Source organism: Ruegeria sp. AF7 (assembly GCF_056541885.1).
The window spans coordinates 75,970-99,816 of sequence record NZ_JBQFYX010000003.1 but is presented as its reverse complement, the minus strand read 5'-3'; the positions used below and the strand labels follow the sequence as shown (position 1 = coordinate 99,816).

General features: G+C 57.8%; 25 protein-coding genes. 16 read left to right on the top strand and 9 right to left on the bottom strand.

What is annotated here, in order from left to right; translation table 11 throughout:
- The first annotated feature begins 19 nt into the window (after window positions 1-19).
- Together ACR0AP_RS08880 and dapD are read left to right on the top strand one after the other, a co-directional pair.
- Window positions 20-619 (top strand): GntR family transcriptional regulator, encoded by a 600-nt coding sequence (locus ACR0AP_RS08880; RefSeq protein WP_480506459.1) that lies wholly within the window; start codon window positions 20-22, stop codon window positions 617-619.
- A 109-nt stretch (window positions 620-728) separates the two neighbouring features.
- The gene (gene dapD / locus ACR0AP_RS08875; protein ID WP_480506458.1) at window positions 729-1,556 is read left to right on the top strand and encodes a 2,3,4,5-tetrahydropyridine-2,6-dicarboxylate N-succinyltransferase; all 828 of its coding nucleotides are present in this window, start codon (window positions 729-731) and stop codon (window positions 1,554-1,556) included.
- A gap of 282 nt (window positions 1,557-1,838) precedes the next feature.
- On the opposite strand, the gene ACR0AP_RS08870 is transcribed toward dapD, so the two are convergent.
- Complete coding sequence (locus tag ACR0AP_RS08870) at window positions 1,839-2,174, bottom strand: cupin domain-containing protein (RefSeq protein WP_209598382.1); 336 nt, start codon at window positions 2,172-2,174, stop codon at window positions 1,839-1,841.
- 115 nt (window positions 2,175-2,289) lie between these two features.
- Between ACR0AP_RS08870 and ACR0AP_RS08865 the strand changes: the two genes are divergently transcribed.
- Complete coding sequence (locus ACR0AP_RS08865; RefSeq protein ID WP_480506457.1) at window positions 2,290-2,634, top strand: hypothetical protein; 345 nt, start codon at window positions 2,290-2,292, stop codon at window positions 2,632-2,634.
- Here the strand turns inward: ACR0AP_RS08865 and ACR0AP_RS08860 are convergent.
- Entirely contained in the window at window positions 2,631-3,689 is a 1,059-nt protein-coding gene (locus ACR0AP_RS08860) for a transporter substrate-binding domain-containing protein (protein WP_209505028.1), read from the bottom strand. The two genes, ACR0AP_RS08865 and ACR0AP_RS08860, sit on opposite strands and share 4 nt — an antisense overlap.
- 209 nt (window positions 3,690-3,898) lie before the next feature.
- On the opposite strand from ACR0AP_RS08860, the gene dapE reads away from it, so the two are divergent.
- Genes dapE through rnr form a run of 3 tightly spaced genes read left to right on the top strand, consistent with a single transcriptional unit; the run spans window position 3,899 to window position 7,923 of the window.
- Entirely contained in the window at window positions 3,899-5,038 is a 1,140-nt protein-coding gene (gene dapE, locus ACR0AP_RS08855; protein ID WP_480506456.1) for a succinyl-diaminopimelate desuccinylase, read from the top strand.
- 3 nt (window positions 5,039-5,041) lie between these two features.
- Complete coding sequence (locus tag ACR0AP_RS08850; RefSeq protein ID WP_480506455.1) at window positions 5,042-5,617, top strand: TIGR04282 family arsenosugar biosynthesis glycosyltransferase; 576 nt, start codon at window positions 5,042-5,044, stop codon at window positions 5,615-5,617.
- A 47-nt stretch (window positions 5,618-5,664) separates the two neighbouring features.
- Window positions 5,665-7,923 (top strand): ribonuclease R, encoded by a 2,259-nt coding sequence (gene rnr, locus ACR0AP_RS08845; protein WP_480506454.1) that lies wholly within the window; start codon window positions 5,665-5,667, stop codon window positions 7,921-7,923.
- Here rnr and ACR0AP_RS08840 read toward each other — a convergent pair.
- Both ACR0AP_RS08840 and ACR0AP_RS08835 read right to left on the bottom strand, forming a co-directional pair.
- Window positions 7,914-8,300, bottom strand: coding sequence for a DUF1801 domain-containing protein (locus ACR0AP_RS08840; protein ID WP_480506453.1), 387 nt, complete (start codon window positions 8,298-8,300; stop codon window positions 7,914-7,916). The two genes, rnr and ACR0AP_RS08840, sit on opposite strands and share 10 nt — an antisense overlap.
- The gene (locus tag ACR0AP_RS08835) at window positions 8,297-8,995 is read right to left on the bottom strand and encodes a glutathione S-transferase family protein (RefSeq protein ID WP_480506452.1); all 699 of its coding nucleotides are present in this window, start codon (window positions 8,993-8,995) and stop codon (window positions 8,297-8,299) included. Before ACR0AP_RS08835 ends, ACR0AP_RS08840 begins: the two co-directional genes overlap by 4 nt.
- A gap of 84 nt (window positions 8,996-9,079) precedes the next feature.
- Here ACR0AP_RS08835 and ACR0AP_RS08830 point away from each other — a divergent pair, with 84 nt between their 5' ends.
- Both ACR0AP_RS08830 and ACR0AP_RS08825 read left to right on the top strand, forming a co-directional pair.
- Entirely contained in the window at window positions 9,080-9,793 is a 714-nt protein-coding gene (locus ACR0AP_RS08830; protein ID WP_480506451.1) for a helix-turn-helix transcriptional regulator, read from the top strand.
- 86 nt (window positions 9,794-9,879) lie between these two features.
- On the top strand, window positions 9,880-11,172 hold the full coding sequence (locus tag ACR0AP_RS08825) for a lytic murein transglycosylase (RefSeq protein ID WP_480506450.1): 1,293 nt from the start codon (window positions 9,880-9,882) through the stop codon (window positions 11,170-11,172).
- A gap of 51 nt (window positions 11,173-11,223) precedes the next feature.
- Here the strand turns inward: ACR0AP_RS08825 and ACR0AP_RS08820 are convergent, their stop codons facing one another.
- Window positions 11,224-12,621, bottom strand: a complete 1,398-nt coding sequence (locus ACR0AP_RS08820; protein ID WP_480506449.1) for an aspartate aminotransferase family protein — start codon at window positions 12,619-12,621, stop codon at window positions 11,224-11,226.
- Window positions 12,622-12,698: 77 nt separating this feature from the next.
- Window positions 12,699-13,382, bottom strand: a complete 684-nt coding sequence (locus ACR0AP_RS08815) for a GntR family transcriptional regulator (protein ID WP_209505019.1) — start codon at window positions 13,380-13,382, stop codon at window positions 12,699-12,701.
- A 140-nt stretch (window positions 13,383-13,522) separates the two neighbouring features.
- Here ACR0AP_RS08815 and ACR0AP_RS08810 point away from each other — a divergent pair, with 140 nt between their 5' ends.
- The 5 genes from ACR0AP_RS08810 (at window position 13,523) to ACR0AP_RS08790 (ending at window position 18,811) form a co-directional block, all read left to right on the top strand.
- Complete coding sequence (locus tag ACR0AP_RS08810) at window positions 13,523-14,608, top strand: polyamine ABC transporter substrate-binding protein (RefSeq protein ID WP_480474181.1); 1,086 nt, start codon at window positions 13,523-13,525, stop codon at window positions 14,606-14,608.
- A gap of 69 nt (window positions 14,609-14,677) precedes the next feature.
- Window positions 14,678-15,805 carry an ABC transporter ATP-binding protein gene (locus ACR0AP_RS08805; RefSeq protein ID WP_480506448.1) on the top strand — a complete coding sequence of 376 codons (1,128 nt, stop codon included), beginning with the start codon at window positions 14,678-14,680 and terminating at the stop codon, window positions 15,803-15,805.
- Window positions 15,805-16,695: an ABC transporter permease subunit gene (locus ACR0AP_RS08800; protein ID WP_480506447.1), complete on the top strand. Its 891-nt coding sequence runs from the start codon at window positions 15,805-15,807 to the stop codon at window positions 16,693-16,695. Before ACR0AP_RS08805 ends, ACR0AP_RS08800 begins: the two co-directional genes overlap by 1 nt.
- Window positions 16,692-17,510 (top strand): ABC transporter permease, encoded by an 819-nt coding sequence (locus ACR0AP_RS08795; RefSeq protein WP_480474178.1) that lies wholly within the window; start codon window positions 16,692-16,694, stop codon window positions 17,508-17,510. Before ACR0AP_RS08800 ends, ACR0AP_RS08795 begins: the two co-directional genes overlap by 4 nt.
- Window positions 17,507-18,811, top strand: coding sequence for an NAD(P)/FAD-dependent oxidoreductase (locus tag ACR0AP_RS08790; protein ID WP_480506446.1), 1,305 nt, complete (start codon window positions 17,507-17,509; stop codon window positions 18,809-18,811). Before ACR0AP_RS08795 ends, ACR0AP_RS08790 begins: the two co-directional genes overlap by 4 nt.
- Here the strand turns inward: ACR0AP_RS08790 and ACR0AP_RS08785 are convergent.
- Genes ACR0AP_RS08785 through ACR0AP_RS08775 form a run of 3 tightly spaced genes read right to left on the bottom strand, consistent with a single transcriptional unit; the run spans window position 18,804 to window position 21,652 of the window.
- On the bottom strand, window positions 18,804-19,691 hold the full coding sequence (locus tag ACR0AP_RS08785; RefSeq protein ID WP_480506445.1) for a phosphotransferase: 888 nt from the start codon (window positions 19,689-19,691) through the stop codon (window positions 18,804-18,806). The two genes, ACR0AP_RS08790 and ACR0AP_RS08785, sit on opposite strands and share 8 nt — an antisense overlap.
- A 50-nt stretch (window positions 19,692-19,741) precedes the next feature.
- A complete protein-coding gene (locus ACR0AP_RS08780) occupies window positions 19,742-20,404 on the bottom strand; it encodes a flagellar hook capping FlgD N-terminal domain-containing protein (RefSeq protein ID WP_480506444.1) in 663 nt (220 codons plus the stop codon).
- A 3-nt stretch (window positions 20,405-20,407) separates the two neighbouring features.
- Window positions 20,408-21,652 (bottom strand): flagellar hook-length control protein FliK, encoded by a 1,245-nt coding sequence (locus tag ACR0AP_RS08775; RefSeq protein WP_480506443.1) that lies wholly within the window; start codon window positions 21,650-21,652, stop codon window positions 20,408-20,410.
- A gap of 110 nt (window positions 21,653-21,762) precedes the next feature.
- On the opposite strand from ACR0AP_RS08775, the gene ACR0AP_RS08770 reads away from it, so the two are divergent.
- From ACR0AP_RS08770 to ACR0AP_RS08760, 3 genes are all read left to right on the top strand, one after another.
- Window positions 21,763-22,038 (top strand): rod-binding protein, encoded by a 276-nt coding sequence (locus ACR0AP_RS08770; protein WP_480506442.1) that lies wholly within the window; start codon window positions 21,763-21,765, stop codon window positions 22,036-22,038.
- Window positions 22,028-22,387, top strand: a complete 360-nt coding sequence (locus ACR0AP_RS08765; protein ID WP_480484135.1) for a flagellar biosynthesis protein FlgN — start codon at window positions 22,028-22,030, stop codon at window positions 22,385-22,387. The genes ACR0AP_RS08770 and ACR0AP_RS08765 overlap by 11 nt, the downstream gene beginning before the upstream one ends.
- Window positions 22,388-22,597: 210 nt before the next feature.
- A complete protein-coding gene (locus ACR0AP_RS08760) occupies window positions 22,598-23,809 on the top strand; it encodes a flagellin N-terminal helical domain-containing protein (RefSeq protein ID WP_209505009.1) in 1,212 nt (403 codons plus the stop codon).
- Window positions 23,810-23,847: the final 38 nt, after the last annotated feature.

Here is a 23,847-nt window from a genome sequence, read left to right as displayed (position 1 = left end):
TGGATTTTATCTATAATCCATGACTGCAATGATTTCCGACACGATTTACCAAAGCCTCAGCCAGCGGATCATCACCGGAGAGCTGGCAGCCGGTGAAAAGCTACTGCAGGATCATATTGCCCGAACCTTCAATACCAGCCATGTTCCGGTGCGTGAAGCCTTGTTGCGGCTTGAGGCGCATGGATTGGCCCGGCATGAACCACGCAAGGGAATGCGGGTTACGGCGCTGGACCCGGCAGAGGTTCGGGAGGTGATCGAAATGCGCGTGGCGTTGGAAACGCTGGCGTTGCAGCAATCGATGCAAAACATGTCTCCGGTCGCGCTGGAGAAGATCGAAAACGCACGCATCGCTTGTGACGAGGCGCAGTCGATGCCGCAATGGGAGGCTCTGAACAGAACGTTCCATCGCGCCATTCTGACGCCTTGCGGGTTGCCTCGGCTTTTGCACGCAATCGACGATCTGCATATCGCAAGCGCGCGCCATCTGTTCGCGCAATGGCGGTTTAAATGGGTGCAACGGGCTGACACGGATCATGCGGCCATCGTGCGGGCGTTGAAGCGCAAGGAAATGGCCACAGCAACGGCGATCCTGACCCGCCATATTCGGCGCGCAAGCTGATAACCCTCTGCCTCAGACGCAATTGGACCCGTCTACGTCGCATTGCGCCATGGGTCCGGCTTGCGTATAGGCCAAATCAACGTGAACAGATTCTGTAGGGAGACACCCCATGTCCAACGCGCAACTGGAAGCCGCCATCGAAGCCGCCTGGGAGGCACGCGAGACAATCACGCCCGCCACAACTGGCGAGCAGCGCGAGGCGATCGAGGATACGCTGAATGCGCTGGACAGTGGCTCGTTGCGCGTGGCGGAAAAGCTGGAAACCGGTGACTGGCACGTAAATCAGTGGGCCAAAAAGGCGGTTCTGCTGGGCTTCCGTATCAAGGACATGGAAATCCAGCCTGGCGGTCCGCAGGACGGCGGCTGGTGGGACAAGGTGGACAGCAAGTTCGCCGGTTGGGGTGAAAACCAGTGGCGATCTGCCGGGTTCCGCGCGGTTCCAAACTGCGTGGTTCGCAAGTCGGCATTTATTGCACCGGGCGTGGTGCTAATGCCGTCTTTCGTGAACCTTGGGGCCTACGTTGACGAAGGCACGATGGTTGATACCTGGGCCACTGTCGGGTCCTGCGCGCAGATCGGCAAGAATGTGCACCTGTCGGGTGGCGTTGGCATTGGCGGAGTGCTTGAGCCGATGCAGGCTGGCCCGACCATCATTGAAGACAATTGCTTTATCGGCGCGCGCTCGGAAGTGGTCGAGGGATGTATCGTCCGCGAAGGCTCGGTTCTGGGAATGGGCGTGTTCATTGGTAAATCCACCAAGATCGTGGACCGCGAAACCGGAGAAGTCATGTATGGCGAGGTTCCGCCCTATTCGGTTGTGGTCGCGGGTTCCATGCCGTCGAAGAACAATGTCAGCCTCTATTGCGCGGTGATCGTGAAGCGGGTTGACGAAAAGACCCGCTCGAAAACGGGCATCAACGAATTGCTGCGGGACTGATCGTTCTGATTAACGCGCAAGGCCGGGGCGTAACCGCTCCGGCCTTTTGTTTTTTGGGTCAGGTTGGCTGAACCAGATACCAAGCTCGTGGCCTTGGCCAGCCTTGAAGCGGTGCTTAGCGGTTCTCACCTTGCATGGCTTCGACTTCTGTGCTTCCTGTATTTATCTCAGCACTTTCGGTTTCACCATCGCCGCCGGATTCACCTCAACAGTTTTTCGGGCCTGAGGCCTTCAATCAATGGGGGAGGTCGAGACTGGCGTTCACTGAGTCTCTCACCCAGCTTATCCCTTGATCGGATATCGGTCCGGTTCCTCGAAAACATCTATGACCCGCGTGCCAGCCTTGATTTTGCCGCCATGTTCTACGCCTGATGGGATCGAATAACTGTCGCCCGAGCGGTAGGTCCGGGTCTGCCCGTCGATGGTCAATTCAATCTCACCCTCCACCACTGTGCCCCATTGGGCTTTGTGAGAATGTAAGGGCAATTCGAAATCCTGAAGAAACGTAAAGAACGCCACCAAGCCCGCATCCGACCGGATCACGGCCGTTTGCACCACGTCGTCAGGGAATGGTACGTCGAGGCTGGGAAAACTCGCTATGAAATCTGGGTAGGGCATGAAGACGTCCTTTGTATTCGGGATCGGTTTATTCCGGGTACTATGGGGGCAAGGCGGGGCTCCTGCAATTGTTGGCTGCTTGACCGCGAACCGGCGCGGGGCTATGGCCCGGTGCATGGAGAAGCAAAAGAAACCCTCGCGTCAGCAAGTCTATACCCTTCTGGTCCAGATTGGCCGCAAGGAGGGCGACGGGCTGCCCGATGGGGCGACCGGCGCGGCGCTGATGTGCTATGCCAGCGGCGTGGATGAGGCCGAGGCCGTGCGTGAGACGGTCGCGATCCTGAAGCAGGCCGACACCGCACCGCTGGATGTCACCGGATACGGCACATTGGCCGAACGTGAAGCGCAAGGTCACGATATCGAGGCGGACGAACGCGCGCTGATGCAAAGAGCATTGGATGAAAACGCAGTGATCGTCGCGCAGATGACACCGTTTTTCGGAGACGAGGCGCAGGTCTAGTTCCGCGACCCGAACCACTTGCGATAGATTTCGTCATAGGTTCCGTCTTCGCGCAAGCCAAGCAATGCCTGATTTACATCCTCGACCAGTGGTGATCCGGTCGGGAAAGCGATGCCGTAATTCTCGCGCAGGAAAACACCGCCTGTCATCGACGCAATCCGCCGGCCTTCATGGGCTGCAAAATAGGACAGGATCGGCGCGTCGAACACGACAGCATCCAGATCTTCGGCCTTGAATGCGTCCAGCATCTCATTCAACCCCGGATAGCTGGTAAACTCGATCTCGCGCCGGTTCAGAAAACTGGCCGCAGTCGACCCTGATATTGTCCCGACAGTCTTGCCGTACAGGTCGTTCACCGAATTCACGCTGCCGGTAATGGCATCCACAGTCATGACCGAGGTGATACGGGCGGTGAACACCGACACGATGAACAAGGATGACACAACCAACACGACACCCAACATTCGACCGAACGGAGTGCGCGGCATTCGCTCTTCGAAACCGCCATTCACAACCAAGTTCAGCGCCCACCAGAACGATGGGAACCATGCTTCGTTCAGGTCGCGGTCGAAATAGGGTTGGGCGCGGCGTTCAAAGCTCCACATCAACATGCCGCCACCGAGGAGAATGGCAAAGGCCAGCCCGATTGCGATGAACAGTTCTTTCGATAGCAGGGCCTGCAACAACGATGGTTTTCGTACCGCGTCCGAGGGTACCATGATCTGAAGACCGGCCTCAAAGATCGGTTGAGAGAAATCCATTTGCGTTTCGCGCAGGGCAGTGATCGAGATATTGGCGATGGCAAGGTCTGCAGATCCGCTCTGCACGGCACCCAACATGTCAGAAAAGGCGTCGACGCGGTTGACCGTGTAGTCCCAGTTCAGAGCCTCGGCCAAAGCCGCCAGCAAATCCATAGAGAAACCGGTTTCGTCGCCATCCTCGACATAGGAAAATGGCGGGCGGGTCACGGTTGTGACCGAAAGGGACTGTGCCAGGCTTTGCTGTGCGATGACGGCGAAAGTCAGGCAGATCAGTGCGAAGAAGGCGCGCTTCATATTCAATTCACCTGTTTCGCGGCCCTGTAACGCGAATTTGTGGCGGGCGGCAAGGTGGTCGCGGGGTAAAGTTCCATGTTTTATTGGGGTGCCGCTTTGACATCTAAATATTCGGATTACCGATTTTTGACGGATTGGGGTTGGAAAATCGGCCAAATCGTTGAATCTGTGCGCGAACCCGCGTCAGACACAGTCCCAGAGGTCCCCGTATGACTGATCCCGTCCAATTGACAGCCGAACTGATCCGTTGCCCTTCGGTAACACCTTCAGAAGGCGGAGCGCTTGTCTTGCTTGAGACAGTGCTGTCGGATGCAGGTTTCGAATGCACGCGCGTCGATCGCGGCGGTATCAGCAACCTGTTCGCGCGTTGGGGGCCGAAAGGTCATGCGCGCAGTTTCGGATTCAATGGTCACACGGACGTCGTCCCTGTCGGCGACGAAGCTGCCTGGACTGCGCCGCCCTTCGGGGCCGAGGTGCGGGATGGTGTGATGTATGGGCGCGGCACCACCGATATGAAATCCGGAGTTGCGGCTTTCGCGGCTGCAGCAATGGATTTCGTGCGTGACACCCCGCCGGACGGGGCAATTGTCCTGACGATTACCGGTGATGAGGAAGGCGATGCGTTGGACGGCACCACTGCGCTTCTCGATTACATGGAAGGCGCGGGTGAGCGTATGTCGGTCTGTCTGGTAGGTGAGCCAACATGCCCGAACAAAATGGGTGAGATGATCAAGATCGGTCGCCGGGGCTCAATGACTGCGTGGTTTAAGATTACAGGTGTGCAGGGGCATTCGGCTTATCCCCATCGGGCCAAAAACCCGCTGCCCGCAATGGCGCGGCTGATGGACCGGCTTGCCAGCCATGAACTGGATCAGGGCACAGACCATTTCGACGCCTCCACACTGGCTGTTGTCACTATCGACACCGGAAACGCCGCGACCAACGTGATCCCGGCGCAATGCAGCGGCGCGGTCAATATCCGCTTTAACGATCTGCATTCCGGGGCCAGCCTGAGTGACTGGTTGCAATCAGAGGCGGATCAGGTGGCAACCCAGTACGGTGTCGACATCGGTGTCACGATCAGCATATCGGGTGAAAGTTTTCTGACCCCGCCGGGGCCTTTGTCGGATCTGGTGGCCAAAGCGGTCGAAGCCGAAACCGGCGTTACGCCTGAGCTGTCGACAACCGGCGGCACCTCGGATGCGCGCTTTGTCAAAGACCATTGCCCGGTGGTGGAGTTCGGCTTGGTCGGGCGCACGATGCATCAGGTGGACGAGTGCGTTGAGGTCGCGCAGATCGAGCAGCTCAAATCGATCTATACCCGTATCCTGACGGATTATTTCGCCTGATCTATGCAACGCACATTGGTGATCATGGTAAAGGAACCCAGACCGGGTCGTGTCAAGACGCGGCTGGGGCGTGATATCGGCATGGTTGGTGCCGCGTGGTGGTTTCGGCATCAGACCCGCGCCTTGATCCGCAGGCTACGTGATCCCCGCTGGCAGATCGTGCTGGCCGTGTCGCCCGATGCAGAAGGTCTTGCAAGCCGTATCTGGCCCGTTGATCTGCTGCGCGTGCCGCAGGGGTCCGGCGATCTGGGTGACCGGATGGGCCGGATGTTGCGCGGAATGCCCAAGGGGCCGGTTTGCCTGATCGGAGCGGATATTCCGGGCATTTCGCGTGCACATATTGCTCGTGCTTTTGGAGCGCTTGGGCGATACCGGATGGTGTTCGGCCCCGCGCCGGATGGCGGCTATTGGCTGGTCGGTGTGCAGCGCTATGGCGCGCTGCCCGCAGGTCTGTTCCACGATGTGCGCTGGTCGACAGAACATGCTTTGGCCGACACACTTGCCTCGATCCCAAACTGCCGTGTGACCCTGCTGGACCAGCTGCGCGATGTGGATACGGTCGCTGATCTGAAGCCCTGAGGTTTTTTGGTCATGACGCGGTCGCAAACGCGTGCTACGCCGGAAGTATGACTCGCATCCCTACCAAGCAGGAGGTCCTTGACTGGATCTCGGCGAACCCCACCCTGACCTCGAAACGCGATATCGCCAAAGCCTTTGGCATTAAGGGCGCGGATCGTATTGACCTCAAGCGCATCCTCAAAGAGCTTGAGGCCGAAGGGCATCTTGAAAAACGCAAGCGCAGCTATCGCGACCCGGACCGCCTTCCACCTGTCAGTGTTTTGCAAGTGAAGGCCCCGAATGCCGATGGTGATCTGTTTGCCCGTCCACTGGAATGGCATGGCGAAGGGGTCGAGCCCATCGTTCTGATCATCGCGCGGGCCAGCGACCCGGCCCTGGGTGAGGGTGACCGCATTCTGGCCCGCCTGACCGTCGTGCACGAAGAAGATCACAATTACGAAGCCCGCCTGATCCGCCGAATCGGGACCAACCCGCGCAAGATCGTGGGCATATTCCGCAAAGGGGCCGAAGGGGGCAGAATCGTCCCTATCGACAAGGCGGGCCAGACTGAATGGCTGGTTGCCGATGGCGCGGTGCATGGTGCCAAAGACGGCGAATTGGTCGAGGCCGAACAGGCCGGGCCGAAAAATCGCATGGGCCTGCCGCGTGCGCGCATTGTTGAACGGTTGGGTGATCCGACCGCGCCCAAGGCTGTTTCGCTGATCGCGATCCACCAGCACGGTATCCCGGATGACTTTCCCGACAAGGTCATTGCTGAAGCAGACAATGCCAAACCCGTTGGCCTGAAGGGCCGCGAGGACCTGCGGGACATGCCGCTGCTGACCATCGACCCTTCGGATGCGCGCGATCGTGATGATGCCTGTTACGCGCACGCGGATGAAGACCCCAAGAACCCTGGTGGACATGTGATCTGGGTCGCTATCGCCGATGTTGCTGCTTATGTGCTGCCCGGCTCGGCCCTGGACCGCGAGGCGCGCAAGCGGGGCAATTCAAGTTATTTCCCTGACCGTGTGGTGCCGATGCTGCCTGATCGGCTGTCGGGTGATCTGTGTTCCCTGCATGAAGGTGTCCCGCGCGCCTGTGTCGCTGTGCGGATGCAGATTGACGCGGACGGTAACAAGATTGGTCATCGTTTTGTGCGGGGGTTGATGCGTTCGGTTGCGTCACTGAACTATGCCGAAGTGCAGGAGGCCATCGACGGCAACCCGAACGACCGCACTGGGCCATTGCTGGAGACGGTCTTGAAACCGCTTTATGCCGCCTATGCCGCGCTAAAGAAAGCGCGGGCTGTGCGACAGCCACTGGAACTGGACCTGCCCGAGCGTAAGATCGTGCTCAGCGAGACGGGTCATGTTGAAAGCGTGGCGTTCCGCGACCGGTTGGATGCGCATCGGTTGATCGAAGAGTTCATGATCCTCGCCAATGTTTCGGCTGCCGAGACACTGATCGCCAAGCGCCGTCCGCTGCTGTTTCGCGTGCACGAGGAACCCGCGCCCGAGAAGCTGGAAAGCCTGCGTGAAACGGCGCAGGCCGCCGGATTGAACCTTGCCAAGGGGCAGGTGCTGCAAACCAGCCACCTGAATGCGCTGCTGAACGCCGCCGCCGGGACCGAGGATGCGGAACTGATCAACCTGACCACCCTGCGGTCGATGGCACAGGCCTATTACAACCCAGAAAACTTCGGCCATTTCGGGCTGGCGCTGCGGAACTACGCGCATTTCACCTCGCCGATCCGGCGCTATGCCGACTTGGTCGTGCATCGGTCGCTGATCTCAGCCCACGGTTGGGGCACGGACGGTTTGACCGAAGACGAGATTACCCGGCTCGAAGAAACGGCGACTCATATTTCAGATACCGAACGCCGATCCATGATGGCTGAACGGGACACGACTGACCGCTATCTGGCCGCGTATCTGAGCGAGCGGGTCGGCAATGAATTCACAGGGCGGATCAGCGGCATTGCCCGGTTTGGTGCTTTTGTCAAAATGGATGAAACCGGCGCAGATGGCTTGGTTCCGGTGCGATCATTGGGGCGCGAGTTCTTCCATTTCGACCGCGAGGCAGGGACCCTTATGGGGGCGGACACGGGGCTGATTATCGCCATCGGCCAGCGTGTCACCGTTCGGCTGACCGAAGCGACACCTGTGACCGGCGGGTTGGAGCTGGAGCTGCTGTCCATCGACGACCAGGCCTTGCCGCGCGGACATGGGCCAAAAGGGCGATCATCCCGGCGCAAAGCGATCAGCACCAAGCGCAAGAAAGACAAGATCAAGCGCAAGGTCGAACGCAAGCGTCGTCAGAGGTGATAGGTCAACGCGCGGGCAATCAGCCATCCGTGGCGTGTTGGATCGATTTGTGCGGTGTCATCAAACAGAACGGCACGGTTCCCATCGATCCGGTCCTCGCCCGGAAAGGCGGATGTGAAATCGCTTATCAACCGGCTCTGACAATGCACAAACAAGGCGAAACGTGCCGATTTGTGCGCGCCCAGCCGGATCGTTGACCCTTTGGGCGCAAGATAGGCGGGCTGACCCCAGCGCAGTTCCTCTCGCACTGTGGGGACAGCAGGCAGAGAGGCTGCCGTGTCAAACACAAGCGCCCGCAAGGCCAGAGCCCCCGCACGGGTTTGCGGGGGCAGGGTCTCAAAGGCCGAAGCGACCAAAGGGTTTTCAAAGGGTTTCATGCAATTGGTATCGCCTGTTCCAACCGATCCACGTAGCTGTTCAGCAGGTTATCCTGTTTGATCCGGCGGGTCAGGGGGGTGTCCGCAGGTGTGGCGCGCATCGCGGCAAGCATTGGACCAACGCTCATATCAGCCGATGTCGGACGGTCCCCAAGCAGGAAAGAGGATTGCCACAAATAGGCTGAGATCGCCTCGAGGTCACGTTCGATCCGGTCCAGCCGTTCGGACAACGAAAACCGCCCGATTCCCTGTGACGTAATCCCCTTCAGAACGGATTTCCGGATCGCATTGGATGCCGGTTTCCGGATCAACGCCGGAATTCCGGTAAAGAACGTATCGCGTAAGACTGGCCAGACTTCGTCATTGCCCCAACGATCCAGAACGATGTGAAAATACAGATGCTCTTCGGCCATGCGCACCAGGGCGCGGGACTGCGCCTTTTCGACATCCGTCAACCCTTTGTCGAAATCCGCGCCCTGCTGTTCCAACCAATCGCGGATCAGGTCGCTGTCCGGGACCAGGCGTTCCGGCGTCCGCAAAACGGGCAGCTTCTGGTGGGGCATCTTACGGGGGTCAAGCATGTCCGAGCGCTGCCAGGTCTGGCCGGACTGCTGAAGCATCAATGCTGTCTTGACGCAGAAGGGGCTGGCACTGAACAGGCCGAAGGCAGAGGGGAAGGTGAGAAGGGTCAGCATTATGAGGCTCCGTGTTATTGGGTGCTGACTGAGTATCGGGGCCTAATGACAGTTTCTGTCATTAGGGATAAGCTATAATACATCATGTCCCGCACCGCCCGTTTGTTCCAACTGATGCAAGCCCTGCGTTCTGGCCCTTCGCCCAGAACATCCGAACAGTTAGCGCAGGATTTGGGTGTTTCGGCCCGAACAATTCATCGGGATATTGATGCATTGCGCGGACTGGGTGCCGTGATTGATGGCGAAGCGGGGTTTGGCTTTACGCTGATCGAGGACGCAACCCTGCCCCCATTGGGGTTCACTGATGATGAGCTTGAAGCGTTGGTTCTGGGCCTGCGCGAAGTTCAGGTGATTGGCGATCCGGCTTTGTCGGGCGCAGCGGGCACGGCCCTGCGGAAACTTCAGGGACGCTTGCCGCAACGCCAGTCCCACCGGCTCAGCCATGCGGTTCTGGCTGCTACGCGGTTCAACCGCCCGCCTGAACCCACGATTGACGTGGCCACTCTGCGGCAGGCGACGTGGGATGAGCGCGCGGTCGAGTTTTTCTATACGGACGCGAAAGGCGATGCTACGCACAGGCGCGTCAACCCGTTGAGCATCGTCTATCTGGATCACTCGAACGTGTTGTTGGGCTGGTGCCACCTGCGACAGGATTTTCGCGTTTTCCGGTTGGATCGCTTGCAGGACATGTCAGTGACGGAACAAAGTTTCAGGCCGAACCGCGTGCCCCTGCTGCGCGAAGCATTGGAACGCATTCGGGCAGAGCGTGCCGTGCAGGAGCGTGAGGCGAACGTCTGAGCACTTTGTGAATTTCCGATTTTGCGCTACCCTGTGGTCGAGCAGTAATCAGGAAAAACGGAATGCGAAAATGCGTAGGCGGCGTCATGACCGTCGCATTGTGGGCATCCATAGTGCAGGCGGAAACAACAGAAAACACCAGATGGGCAGACAGCGGGATTTCACGCGCAGCGCTGCAACTGGCTTCGGCGGATGTGACCGTTTCGATCCGTCCGGTCCCGCGCCCGTTGATTGAGGCCTTGCCAGTGGCTTCTGCGACAACGGCAAGGTTTCAGTCCTGGCTCGGCGCCTTTCAGGGCCGTGCGCGACGGCAGGGTATTTCGCAGGGAACACTGACTCAGGTGTTTTCGGGGATGAGCTATGACGAAGATGTCCTGGAACGGGATCGCAATCAGGCTGAGTTTTCGAAACCCATCTGGGAGTATCTTGAGACCGCAGTGTCGGAAACGCGCCTGTCGAACGGGCATGCGGCCCTGCAGCGGCATCGGCAGGTGTTGAACCGGATCGAGGCGGAATATGGCGTCGAAAAAGAGGTGGTCACTGCCATCTGGGGGCTTGAAACCTCGTTCGGGTCCTATCGCGGCAGCAGTCCAACGCTTCGTTCATTGGCAACGCTTGCCTTTGATGCGCGGCGGGCACAATTCTTTGAAACGCAGCTGGTCGCTGCTCTGCGGATCGTGCAGGCTGGCGATATCAGCGCCGGCAACATGCTTGGCAGTTGGGCGGGCGCAATGGGGCATACGCAATTCATGCCCACGTCATATCTGGATCACGCGGTGGACTTCGACGGTGATGGCCGACGGGATATCTGGTCGGATGACCCGACGGATGCGCTGGCTTCGGCGGCGTCTTATCTGGCGCGGCATGGTTGGACCAGGGGTCAGCCATGGGGCGTGGAGGTGCGTTTGCCCGCCGATTTCGATTACGCCTCAGCCCGTCGCGATTTTGCGCTGATGCCGTCTGAATGGGCCGCTCAGGGTGTCGTGGCGCGGGATGGTACCGTCGTGCCGGATCATGGGAAAGCCGCTATCCTGCTTCCGGCGGGAAGTCAGGGCGTTGCGCTGATGATTTTCGAAAATTTCAGCGTGATCGAGACGTATAACGGGGCCGACGCCTATGTGATTGGCATCGGGCATCTGTCCGACCGGCTTGCGGGGGGCGCACCGTTTCAATCCGACTGGCCGCACGGCGACCGAGTGCTGAGCTTTGCCGAGAAAAAGGAACTTCAGACCCGTCTGACGGATGCGGGCTTTGACACAAAGGGTGTCGACGGTCGCACCGGGCCAAATACGATCAACGCGGTTCGGGCGTATCAACTGGCGCAGGGGCTGGTCCCGGACGGATACCCCACGCCAAACCTGCTGGAGAGGTTGCGATGACAAAAAAGGCGGCCCATATGGACCGCCTTTTAAGATGCATAAATCGCTGAGTTAGGATGCAGCTTTCATCAGCCCCTGCGCAACGATCTCGGCCTGAGCTTCGTCCAGCGACTTGTATATCCGCACGAACATTTCGTCGATATCCGCAGGTGTCAGGATCAGCGGGGGTGAAATGATCATCCGGTCGCCGACGTGGCGCATGATCAGGTTATTGGCAAAGCACCGATCACGGCAGATATAACCGACCGTGCCGGGTTCGGATGCGAATTTGGCGCGGCTGGCTTTGTCCGGGGTCAGCGCGATGGATGCCATCATGCCAACGATCTTGGCTTCACCCACCAGCGGATGATCTGCCAGTGCCTCCCATTTCTCTTTCAGATAGGGGGCGGCAACGTCGCGCACATGCTCAACGATCTTCTCTTCTTCGAGGATGCGCAGGTTCTCCAATGCCACGGCGGCCGCGACCGGGTGGCCGGAATAGGTATAGCCGTGGTTGAATTCGGTACCGCCGATTACTTCGGCAATTTCGTCGTTTACGATGGACCCGCCGATGGGCGCATAGCCCGAGCTAAGGCCCTTGGCGATGGTCATGATATGCGGCTTGATGCCAACGGTTTGCGACCCGAACCAGTTGCCTGTCCGGCCAAATCCGCAGATGACCTCGTCAGCTATCAGCAGGATATCGTACTTGTCGCAGATACGCTGAATTTCCGGCCAGTATGTATCGGGCGCCACGATTACACCGCCTGCGCCCTGAACCGGCTCGGCGATAAAGGCGGCGACCCGGTCTTCGCCCAACTCTTCGATCGCCTCTTCCAGCTCGCGCGCGCGGGCCAGACCGAATTCTTCGGGCGACATATCGCCGCCTTCGGCCCACCAATTGGGTTGGTTAATGTGGTGGATATTCGGGATCGGAATGCCGCCCTGCGCGTGCATCCCGGCCATACCACCCAGCGAGGCCGAGCCCACGGATGAGCCGTGATAGGCGTTCTTGCGGCTGATGATGATGTTCTTGTCGGGCTGGCCTTTCTGGGCCCAGTAGGTGCGCACGAGGCGGATATTGGTATCGTTTGCCTCGGACCCGCCTGCTGCGAAAAAGACATGGTTCAGATCGCCCGGTGCCAGTTCGGCAATCTTGGCGGCCAAAGCAATCGCCGGGACGTGGGTGGTTTTGAAGAAAGTGTTGTAGTAGGGCAGCTCGCGCATCTGGCGCGCGGCAACATCGGCCAACTCATTACGCCCGTACCCGATATTGACGCACCACAGACCCGCCATCGCGTCCAGAATTTCCTCACCTTCGCTGTCGGTCAGATAAACACCATTGGCACGTGTGATCACGCGCGCCCCTTCCTTCCCCAGCGCACCATTGGCCGAGAAGGGGTGAATGTGATGCGCCGCATCCAGCGCCTGCAATTCGGCGGTCGGCATATGGTTGGTGATGGTAGACATCGGAGAATCTCCTACAAGAACGCAGTTGCGGATCACAATATGATCAAATTTTTTCCTGTCAATCGAATCAGGCTGAATCAGACGGAAGTCAATGCTTCTGCCATCAGGTCCATACCTTGTTCGATGTCCTGAGCGGTTGCCTTTGCGGTCATTTCAGCGTCACCGACACGCAAAGCAGCAATAATGTCCTTGTGGCGATCCGGAAGGCTCTGAGTGCCGAAGCGCCCGCAGACAACACGCAAAGAAGGGCCAAACCGCAACCAAAGTCTTTCGGCCAGGTCACTGAGGATCGGCGCGTTTGCAAAAGAATACAGCGTTTCGTGAAAAGCCTGGTTCAAACGCAGATAGCCACCGACATCGCCATCTGCGATCATGCGATCCAAATGCCTGTCCAAACGTTCCAGTTGATCAATGTCCTGTGTTTTCAGGTTGGCGGTCGCACGTCTTGAAAGCTCTGATTCTATTGAAATTCTGGCGAAGATCATCTCTTCGATATCGTTGGAGTTCAGCAGCGGTACACTGACGCGCCGATTGCCCTGGAAAACCAACCCTCCATCCGAGATCAACCGGCGAATCGCTTCGCGGACCGGAGTCATGCCAACACCCAGCGAATCAGTCAGACCCTGGATTGTGACGGGCTGACCTGGGACCAGTTCACCGAACAGGATCTGTGATCTGAGCGTTTGATAAACCTGCTCATGTGCGGGCTGTTTCCCTTTGTCGAATGTCGACGCAGATGCCTTATTTTTGATCAAATCCAATTGGTTCTTCCCATTTCGACTAAGCCTGACTTGTCAGGTGACAGGCCACGTGAAACCATACGCTGGATCGAGGGAAAACGCAAAACTTGATCAAATCCAAAAAAACGGGAAAATACCCGTACACTTGCAGGGAGAAGAATATGACAATCAAAACGCTGACCATGACAGCGGTCATCGCATTGGGGACTTCGGCGGCATTTGCCGAAGAGGTGCGTGTTTACAACTGGTCCGACTACATCGACGAAGAACTGCTGAGCAAGTTCGAAGCAGAAACAGGTCTGACCCTGATCTATGACGTGTTCGACAGCAACGAGGTTCTGGAAACCAAGATGCTGGCCGGTGGCTCGGGCTATGATGTGGTTGTACCGTCAGGTACATTCCTTCAGCGCCAGATCCAGGCCGGCGCGTTTCAGCAGCTGGACCAAAGCAAGCTTTCGAACGCCGGAAACCTCTGGGATGTAATCGAAGAGCGAACTGCCGGTTATGACCCGGACAACGCGTATTCGATCAACTATATGTGGGGAACAACCGGGATCGGCGTGAATGTCGGTAAGGTCAAAGAGGTTCTGGGCGACGACATTGCCCTGAACAGCATGGACTTGGTCCTGAAACCCGAGAACATGGAAAAGCTGGCCACTTGCGGTGTGCATTTCCTGGATGCCCCGGCCGAGATCATTCCCATGGTGCTGCAATACCTTGGAGAAAACCCTGACAGCCACGACGCGGACGTGATCGGCAAGACCGAAGCGGTTCTGACAGCAGTCCGCCCGCATATCCAGAAATTCCACAGCTCGGAATATATCAATGCGCTGGCAAATGGCGACATCTGCGTTGCTGTTGGCTGGTCGGGTGACATCCTTCAGGCACGCGACCGTGCCGCAGAGGCAGATAACGGGGTGGAGATCGAGTATCACCCCTTCGCCGAAGGGTCACTGATGTGGTTCGACCAGATGGCAATTCCTGTCGATGCTCCAAATCCCGAAGGCGCACACACGTTCCTTAACTTCATTCTGGACGCCAACAACATGGCGGCGGCATCGAACTATGTGTATTACGCCAACGGCAACAAAGCGTCTCAGGAATTTCTGGAAGAGGACGTGATCGGCGATCCGGCCATCTACCCGGATGATGCCACGATGCAGAACCTGTACATCACGACACCTTATCCGGCGAAAACGCAGCGGGTCGTGACGCGTCTGTGGACCAAGGTCAAATCGGGCACCTGATCCGAATTGCACCGGCAGGGCGGCGCCGCCGCCTTGCCTCTCTTTTCAGCTATTCGAACGAGGGCCGTAGTGAATTCTGACGTCTTTGCGCCATGGGATGACCCGCAGGCGAAACCCTTGATCCAGTTCCGAAACGTGACCAAGCGTTTTGGTGAATTTACTGCCATCGACAACCTGTCTCTGGATATCTTCGAGCGAGAGTTCTTTGCCCTGCTTGGTCCGTCTGGATGTGGCAAAACGACGATGATGCGGATGCTGGCCGGGTTCGAAACACCGACCGAAGGCCAAATCCTGCTTGGAGGGAAGGATATCGACCCAATCCCGCCCAATAAGCGTGCCGTAAACATGATGTTCCAGTCCTATGCCCTTTTTCCGCATCTTAGCGTCTGGGAAAACATCGCCTTTGGCCTGCGCCGGGACAGAATGCCCAAACATGATCTGGAAGACCGGGTCGAAGAAATGCTGCGCCTGACCCGGCTTGAACAGTTCGCCCGCCGTAAACCGCATCAGATTTCGGGTGGGCAGAGGCAGCGTGTGGCGCTGGCGCGCTCGCTTGCCAAGGCACCCAAGCTTTTGCTGCTGGATGAACCGCTGGGCGCACTGGACAAGAAATTGCGCCAGGATACCCAATTCGAACTGATGGATATTCAGGAAAAAACCGGCACCACATTCGTGATCGTTACGCACGATCAGGAAGAGGCCATGACAGTCGCCAGCCGTGTGGCGGTGATGGATCAGGGTCAGCTTATGCAGGTTGCCACTCCGGACCGGATTTACGAAAATCCTGCCTCGGTTTATGTCGCTGATTTCATCGGGGACGTGAACATCATAGAAGGGCGCGCGACATCTGTCGGAGAGGATACCTATCAGGTAGACTGGGCTGAAGGGCAAGCGCCGCTGACCGCAGCGTCAGCGAAGAACTTTGAAAACAGTCAGTTGTGCCATCTGGCGATCCGCCCGGAAAAAGTGACAATCTCGGCTGAGCGTCCGGCGGATGCAGTGAATGCGGTGCAAGGCAAGGTTCATGACATCGCGTATCTGGGCAATCTGTCCACTTATCACGTTGAACTTGCAAACGGCACAATCATCAAGGCGCAGACGGCCAATACCCGCCGCATCTCGCGCCGTTCATTCACCTGGGAAGACCCGGTCTGGCTGTCCTGGACGGCCACGGCTGCGGTTCTGCTAGCCGACTGATGCGCCGCGCTGTTCTGATCGCCATACCTTATGTCTGGCTGTTGGCGCTGTTCATGGTGCCATTCTTCATCGTTCTGAAGATTTCGCTGTCGGATACCGCGCTTGCGATCCCGCCCTATACACCGACACTGGATTTTTCAGCTGGTTGGTCGGGGATCAAAGAGTTCTTCAGCCAGCTTGATCTTGAAAACTTCGTCTGGCTGACCGAGGACGACCTGTACTGGAAAGCGTACCTGTCCAGCGTAAAGATCGCTTTGATCTCAACCTTTCTGACTTTGCTGGTTGGCTATCCCATCGCCTATGGCATGGCCCGCGCGCCCGAGGAATGGCGCCCAACGCTGTTGATGCTGGTGATCCTGCCTTTCTGGACGTCATTCCTGATCCGGGTCTATGCGTGGATGGGCATTCTGTCGAATGAAGGGTACCTTAACCAACTGCTTCTGTGGACGGGCATCATTTCGACGCCTTTGACGATCCTGAACACCTCGACTGCCGTCTATATCGGTATTGTCTACACTTATCTTCCGTTCATGATCCTGCCGATTTATTCGTCATTAGAACGCATGGATGGTTCGCTGATCGAGGCGGCCGAGGATTTGGGTTGCTCGAGGGCACAAGCCTTCTGGCTGGTCACCATTCCACTGTCCAGACCGGGCATCATCGCAGGTTGTTTTCTGGTGATGATCCCCGTGATCGGTGAGTTTGTGATCCCGTCACTATTGGGTGGGTCCGGCACGTTGATGATCGGCAAGGTGTTGTGGGAAGAATTTTTCTCGAACCGAGACTGGCCCGTGGCAAGTGCTGTCGCGATCGTGCTGTTGCTTATTCTGGTCGTTCCCATCGTGCTGTTCCAGCGCAACCAGCAGAAACAGGCGGAGGCTGACGGATGAACAGATTAAGCTGGTTCAACACGGTATCGCTGACGCTGGGTTTTGCGTTCCTGTATATTCCGATGATCATCCTGATCATCTTCAGCTTTAATGAAAGCAAGCTGGTCACGGTCTGGGCCGGGTTTTCGACCAAATGGTATGGCGAACTGGTTCAGAACGAGGCATTTCTGGATGCTGCATGGGTCACGGTCCGGGTTGCGGTGTTTTCCTCGACACTGGCAACGATTCTGGGGACTGCGGCCGCTTATGTGCTGGTTCGGGGCAAGCGGTTCTTTGGCCGGACACTGTTTTCCGGCATGATCTACGCGCCACTTGTGATGCCCGAGGTGATCACCGGTCTGTCGCTGTTGTTGCTGTTTATCGGGATCGGGCTGGACCGGGGTATCCTGACAATCGTTCTGGCTCACACAACATTTTCGATGTGTTTTGTCTCGGTTGTCGTCTCGTCACGGCTTGTGACATTCGACAAATCGCTGGAAGAAGCCGCTTTGGATCTGGGTTGTTCACCCGCGCAGGCCTTTGGTCTGGTCACCCTGCCGATCATCGCGCCTGCGGTAATCTCGGGCTGGCTGCTGGCTTTCACATTGTCGCTGGATGATCTGGTTATCGCGTCGTTCACATCGGGCCCGTCGGCGACGACCCTGCCGATCAAGATCTTTTCGGCCGTGCGGCTGGGCGTCAGCCCCGAGATAAACGCGCTGTCGACGATCATGATTGCGGTCGTGACGGTTGGGGTGATAACGGCCTCACTTGTGACCAAGCGCGCCATGATGCGTCAACGGCAGGACGAGCAGGCCGCTGCGCGCACCGAATGAAACGGATATTCCCCGAATACACCTATGGTGCGGGTCCTCGTGATGGTTGCTGGTGGGACGAGACCATTGCAAACCCGAACTGGCCAGAGTTTCAGGGCGATCTGAACGTTGATGTCGCCATCGTCGGTGGCGGCTTTACAGGGGTCTCAGCGGCTTTGCATCTGGCTGAAAACGCGACCTCGGTTGCTGTGCTCGAGGCAGGCCCACCGGGGTGGGGCGCATCAGGCCGCAATGGCGGTTTCTGCTGTCTTGGCGGGTCAAAGCTTGGGCAAAAATCCATGGTGCGCCGCTATGGCCGCGAAGCGGCTCAGGCCTATGAGACGGCTGAACAGGACGCGGTCCAGCTGGTTGCCGATCTGCTGGCGCGGCATCGGATAGATGCGGATACGCATTCCAATGGTGAGACCCAACTGGCCCATTCGCGACATGCGATGGATGTCCTGCGCCGACACGCGGACGAGACCGGCATTCTGCACCAAGCTGCTGATTTGCCAGCGCTTGGTATGGGTGGTGCTTTCTTCGGAGGGTATACTCTGCCGGTCGGCTTTGGGCTCAATCCCCGGAAATACCTGTTCGGGTTGGCAAGCGCTGCGGCGGCTTCGGGTGTGAATTTCTTTCAGAACAGCCCCGTTCTGAACATTGAAAAAACAACGTCCGGCTTCAGACTGCAAACAAGCGCAGGGCAGGTTAACGCTCAGGTCGTGCTGATTTGTACCAACGGGTATTCTAGCGAAGACATCCCCGATTGGATGTCCGGACGCTACTTGCCCGCGCAATCGACCGTGATGGTAACGCGCCCGCTTAGCCAGGCTGAACTATCGGCGCAGGGCTGGAACTCGGACCAGATATGTTACGACACGCGTAATCTTCTGCACTATTTTCGCCTGATGCCGGATGGGCGCTTTTTGTTCGGAATGAGAGGCGGTTTGTTATCGTCGCCCCGGTCCGAGGCCGCGATCCGGGCAAAGGTTCAACAGGACTTCAAACGCATGTTCCCGGCCTGGGCGGCGGTTGAGGCGACTCATATCTGGTCAGGTATGGTGTGCCTCTCGCGAAGCCTGATGCCTTTTGTTGGTGCCGTGCCCATGCAGCCAGGCATGTTTGCCGGATTTGCGTATCATGGCAACGGCGTCGCCATGGGCACATACAGCGGACGCGCATTGGCACGGCTGGCTTTGGGCAAGGGTGCCCGTTTGCCAGCCCCGATGAGGCAAACTCCTGAACGGTTTCCGTTGGGCCGCTGGCGTCGCGCATTGATGCCACCGGCATACGCCCTCTTTGCGCTTTCCGACCTCAGGTGAATTCGTTCGGTTTCAGGGTTTCGATTTCCAGTTTCAAGCCTTCGGAATAGTCGGGTGCACCGTTTTCCGCGCGCCACAGGCAATAGGCGGCCATGCGCCAAGCATACCATGGCTTGAGCCGTTGATAACGGGAAACAATCTCAGGTCTGCGATAGGCGGACAGAAACTGAACTTCTTCCGCGTCCGACAAAGGTGAGCCCCGGTAAAGCCTTTGCATCGCCGGGGACAGAAACATCGCAAGGTCTTCGCACGGGTCGCCAAAGGCCGGGCATTGCCAGTCGATCAAGGTCAGGCCGCGGGATGCAACCAGAATATTCCCAGCGACCGGGTCGCCATGGATCAGGCAAGTCTTGGTCGTGGAGGGGACAGATATTGAGGGTTGCAATACTGCCAGTTCGTTTCGAGTTTCTGACCTGCACCCTTGCAGAATTTTGTACCCATGGGCCATCAGATCCGCGCTGCCGTTGCACCCGGCAGGCGCTGGAATGGTGTTGGGCAGCGAATGCAGCCTGCGCAGCAGTTCACCAACCTTGTCCGAACCATTCCGCCAGGGTGTTCCGGGTGCGTGGTCGTAAAACACCCAATGCGCGTCCTTGTGCTGTCCTGCGGCGCGCAGCCTTGGCACAAAACCGGTCGGACCAAGCGCCTTAAGGCAGAGGGTTTCCAGCTTTGCATCATTTCGAAACAAGGGGTTGCGTAAGGTCGGGCTGTAGAGCTTCAGTACTTTGTCGCCGTTGTCCCCCAGCACTTTCCACACCCTGTTGGTCCGACCACCATACAGGATTTCGAACTGCGCGTACATGTTGACCAACCCCATAGTGCTGAGGTGTTCAACCAGATCATGAGGGGGGGCAGGCAGGTCGGGCAGAGGTCTTTTCACTTCTTCTGGCGAGTCGAGTTGCCAACCTTTGGCCCGTACTGCCTGACAGATCAAGCGCCCGTTCGGACCGCAGTGATCAGATCTGCGGAAATCACTTGACCACCTTGCAGGGTCAGCAGAACAGCATCCTCTCCCACCTGCGCTTCGACGACGCGGTTATAGGCAGCAACCGGTTTCTCGGAAATCAGCCGGTCATTCTTATAGCTTTCCAGCGTCGCGGTGTAGTTGCCAGCGGCCATCGGATCGCCTGAGGAATTCACACCTGCCCAAGCAAACTCCGTCGCTGTTGTGGGAACAGAAACCGTGTCGACGACTGTGCCTTCATGATCACGGATCACCAGTCTGGTTGCGTCCGCGTCAGAATCCGCGTTCGAGAACAGGGTCACCGGCTGGCCGTTGAAATGGAACCCCGATGCAGATCGGACGTCCATTCCGACCCAGCTTGCAAGGTCGTTCAGATTGACACTGCCAAGCGTGCTGGTCAGGGCGGAAAGCAGGTCATTGGTTTGAACCTGTTGTTCAACCATCGAAAACTGCGCAAGTTGCGATGCGTATTCGGTTGAATCCATCGGCTCCAGCGGGTCCTGATTCTGGGCCTGCGCGGTCAGCATCAGCAGAAACGTTTCGAAATCCGAGGTGATCGCAGAACTCCGGGACGGACCGGCAGTTTGCTGAGAGGTGGCAGCCTGTGTGGCGGTGACGGGTGTGATCATTTTTCAATATCTCATATCGATGCCCCTGACCGGAGCAGGAGTTTGTGGAAGCGGCGTGGCTTGCGCGAGGTGTACGTTCTGAACCGGTTCGGATTCCGGTGCGGCCTGAGCGTCGAATTCATCTGTCCACTGATCCCGTGCACCTGAATCCGACGGAGTCCCCAGATCGATGTTCAGGTTCCCATAGCCCAGTTTCTGAAACTCCTCCGTAAGAACGGACAGGTGGCGGCGCAAAAGTTCCATCGTGTCCGGGCGTTCGGTTGCGATTGTCATCTGGAGCCCGTCATCCCGACCGTTCAGCACAATGGATACGCGCCCCAATTCTTCGGGGCTTAGCGAGATTTCCATGATGCCGGTTCCCGGTCGGGTCTGAATCGTTGCCGCCAATTGCCCGGCTATGGCACGGGCAATTTCAGCACGGGCGAACGGAGAGGGCATCGCCGAGTGTTGTGCCACCTCGCGGGGGGCTTGCTGAACGGGTTCGTCTAAGGCGATGGGCACAGAGTCAACCTCATGAACCGGTGCCGCCTGTTCCGTTTCGATTGAGTTGAGGATCAGTTGAAGCTGCGCAACGGGTGTCGCGCGGTTTGGATTTGTCGGATTGGGCGTGGCAGCGACTTCCGCTGTCTCGGGCGCCGTCTTTGCGCTTTCAAGGAGGGGTTCGGCTTTCAACCCGCCTGTCTGGTCCTTTGATCGGGTTGGCTGGCTCAGCACAGGCAAAGCCTCTGAGGGTTTTTGGGCTGGCGTGACCTGGGTCGAAGCGGTGTGAACCTGCTCTTCGATTGGTTGCCCGGGCACAAAGGGTTGAATGTCGGTCTGACGGGGCAAACCCGTTGACGCAACGGTTTGTTCCGGTTCTGTCGTACCCGTTGCGGGGATATCCGCTGCGGCAGGAACAAACGGCGCGGGATGCACTGTATCTGCCCCAGGCGTTTCGGATGTCCCGGCCATTTCGGTCTGCGATGAAATGTTGTTTGCCAACTCTGGTGCCCGAGGTGAAATCGCCTCGACAGATGCCTCAGCCGTGTTTGACAGAACGGCCTCAACCTCAATCTCGGCAGTTTCGTCGGTGGTTTCGATAGAAGTGGCCAAAGTCGTGGTGCCGGGGAGAGGATGTGTTTGGTTTCCCTGTTCAAGGATGTCCTCGAAACTGTCCGCCCCGGCAGTACGACCCGGTTCTTTGGCGGGCGAATTGGGTTTCGCAGTTGCTGTTGGCGCTGCGGCCGCCAGCGTTAGTGGGTTGGGCATATTGCTCTGGCTCCGTGTGATTGATCGGAACTCTGCCCGCAGGAAGTTACGTTTATTTTAACCGCTTTCACCTTTGATCGAGAAAGTTCGAAGCATTTTCGGAGAAAACCATGCAGGTCCCAGAAATTCCCCAGGTGGCTCAAACGCCATTGGCCCAGACCCGACTGAAAGACGCGGCCATCGAGTTGGAGGCCGCATTCCTCAGCGAAATGATGAAGTCGGCCGGATTGGGCAAAACGCGCCAGTCTTTTGGAGGAGGAGCCGGTGAAGACCAGTTCTCTTCGTTTCTTGTTCAGCATCAGGCACGCGAACTGGCCCGGGCTGGAGGGGTGGGTTTGTCAGAAATTCTGCTGAAATCACTGATGGAGAAAACCGATGACATCTGAAGTCGACATGGCACTGATCAAATCTCTGGAAGAAGTTCTGGATCTGGAGCGCGCGGCGCTTGTCCAGGGCGATCTGGATCGCCTGACGCATATGGTGCCGGAAAAAGAAAAACTGATCGGCGCGATCAACGACCTTCAGGTGATTGACAGCGATGCATTGGTTCGAGTGCAGCAGAAAGTCGAACGCAATCAGGCATTGCTGAACAGTGCCGCCGACGGGATTCGGGCCGTCGCCAGCCGCATGGCTGAACTGCGACGGGTTCGGCAGGAATTCAGCACGTACGGCGCGGATGGGCAACGAAGTGAGTTTTCCGTTCGAAATACGGCAAAGCTGGAAAAACGCGCATAGGCTTGGGTTTGATTCAAATCTGAAACACCTGGTTCGGGCGTTTTAGCACTCCGTTAGGGGATCGGGCTCAAAAGTGATGCTGCACCTGGAAACATCAGGTGGCGCGAACAGCCACGCGGCGCGTCGCACAAGTCAGAAAGACACCAATGCCCGCAGATATTGTGGGGTGAACATGGGCGAAAATCGCCCGAAGGCAAAAGGATAAAAGCTATGTCCAGCATTCTGACAAACAATGGCGCGATGGTTGCGCTGCAAACTCTCAAGTCGGTCAACAAGAACCTGGCGATGACCCAGAACGCGATTTCGACCGGTAAGGACGTCGCGACAGCCAAGGACAACTCGGCGGTTTGGGCGATCTCGAAAGTGATGGAGTCCGACGTCAAGGGCTTTAACGCGATCAAAGACAGCCTCGCGCTGGGCGAATCGACTGTTGCAGTTGCGCGAAATGCGTCTGAAACTGTCACCGACCTCTTGACCCAGATGAAAAGCAAGATTGTCGCGGCGCAGGAAGACAACGTTGATCGCGGTAAGATCAATGACGATGTGACCGCACTGAAGGATCAGATCGCATCGGTTGTCAGCGCGGCCCAGTTCAACGGTCTGAACCTTGTTGACGGCTCGACCGGCTCTGCATCGATCCTCGCATCGCTGGATCGGGACAACACCGGGGCGGTGACTGCGTCGTCAATCTCGGTCTCGGGGCAGAACCTGTCGACCGGTGGATATGTCACCAAACAGGTTTTCGACGGCTCTACCGGCGCATCGACCGGCAATGACCGCGTGGGGGCAACCATTGACAATGGTGCAACGGCCGCGACGGCGTTGGTGACCGATGAATCCAGCGGTGCTTTCGCGGCCGGAGACAAGGTTGTCGTCGCCATTAACGATCAGGTTGTGTCCTATACCGTTTCTGCGGAAGATGCTGCCGCGACAACGACCGGTGACCTTGTTGCTGTCGGATTGAAATCGAAGATCGAAGAGCTGGGAATTACCGGTCTGACTGTCGATTACGACTCCGGCACTGCGGGTACGTTGTCGGTTACAAACGGCACAGGATCTGACATCTCGTTCTCGGCTCAGTTCGTGAATGCGGGTGCCGGTGGTTTGGGCGCGCTGGCAGGTATTGATGTGTCGACAGGTGCGGGAGCAACCGCTGCGTTGGCGGCTGTCGAATCGCTTATCGATACTTCGATTGATGCCTCGGCCGCCTTTGGCTCGGCGCAGGGTCGTATCGAGACCCAGAAAGAGTTCATTTCGAATCTCTCTGACTCGTTCAAATCCGGTATCGGTGCGCTGGTCGACGCTGACATGGAAGAAACCTCGGCGCGTTTGCAGGCCCTTCAGGTGCAGCAGCAGCTGGCAACACAGTCGCTTTCGATCGCCAACCAGGCGCCGCAGTCGATCCTGTCGCTGTTCCGCTAATACGCAACGCGGTCCGGGGCGCGGTTTTCGCGCCCCGG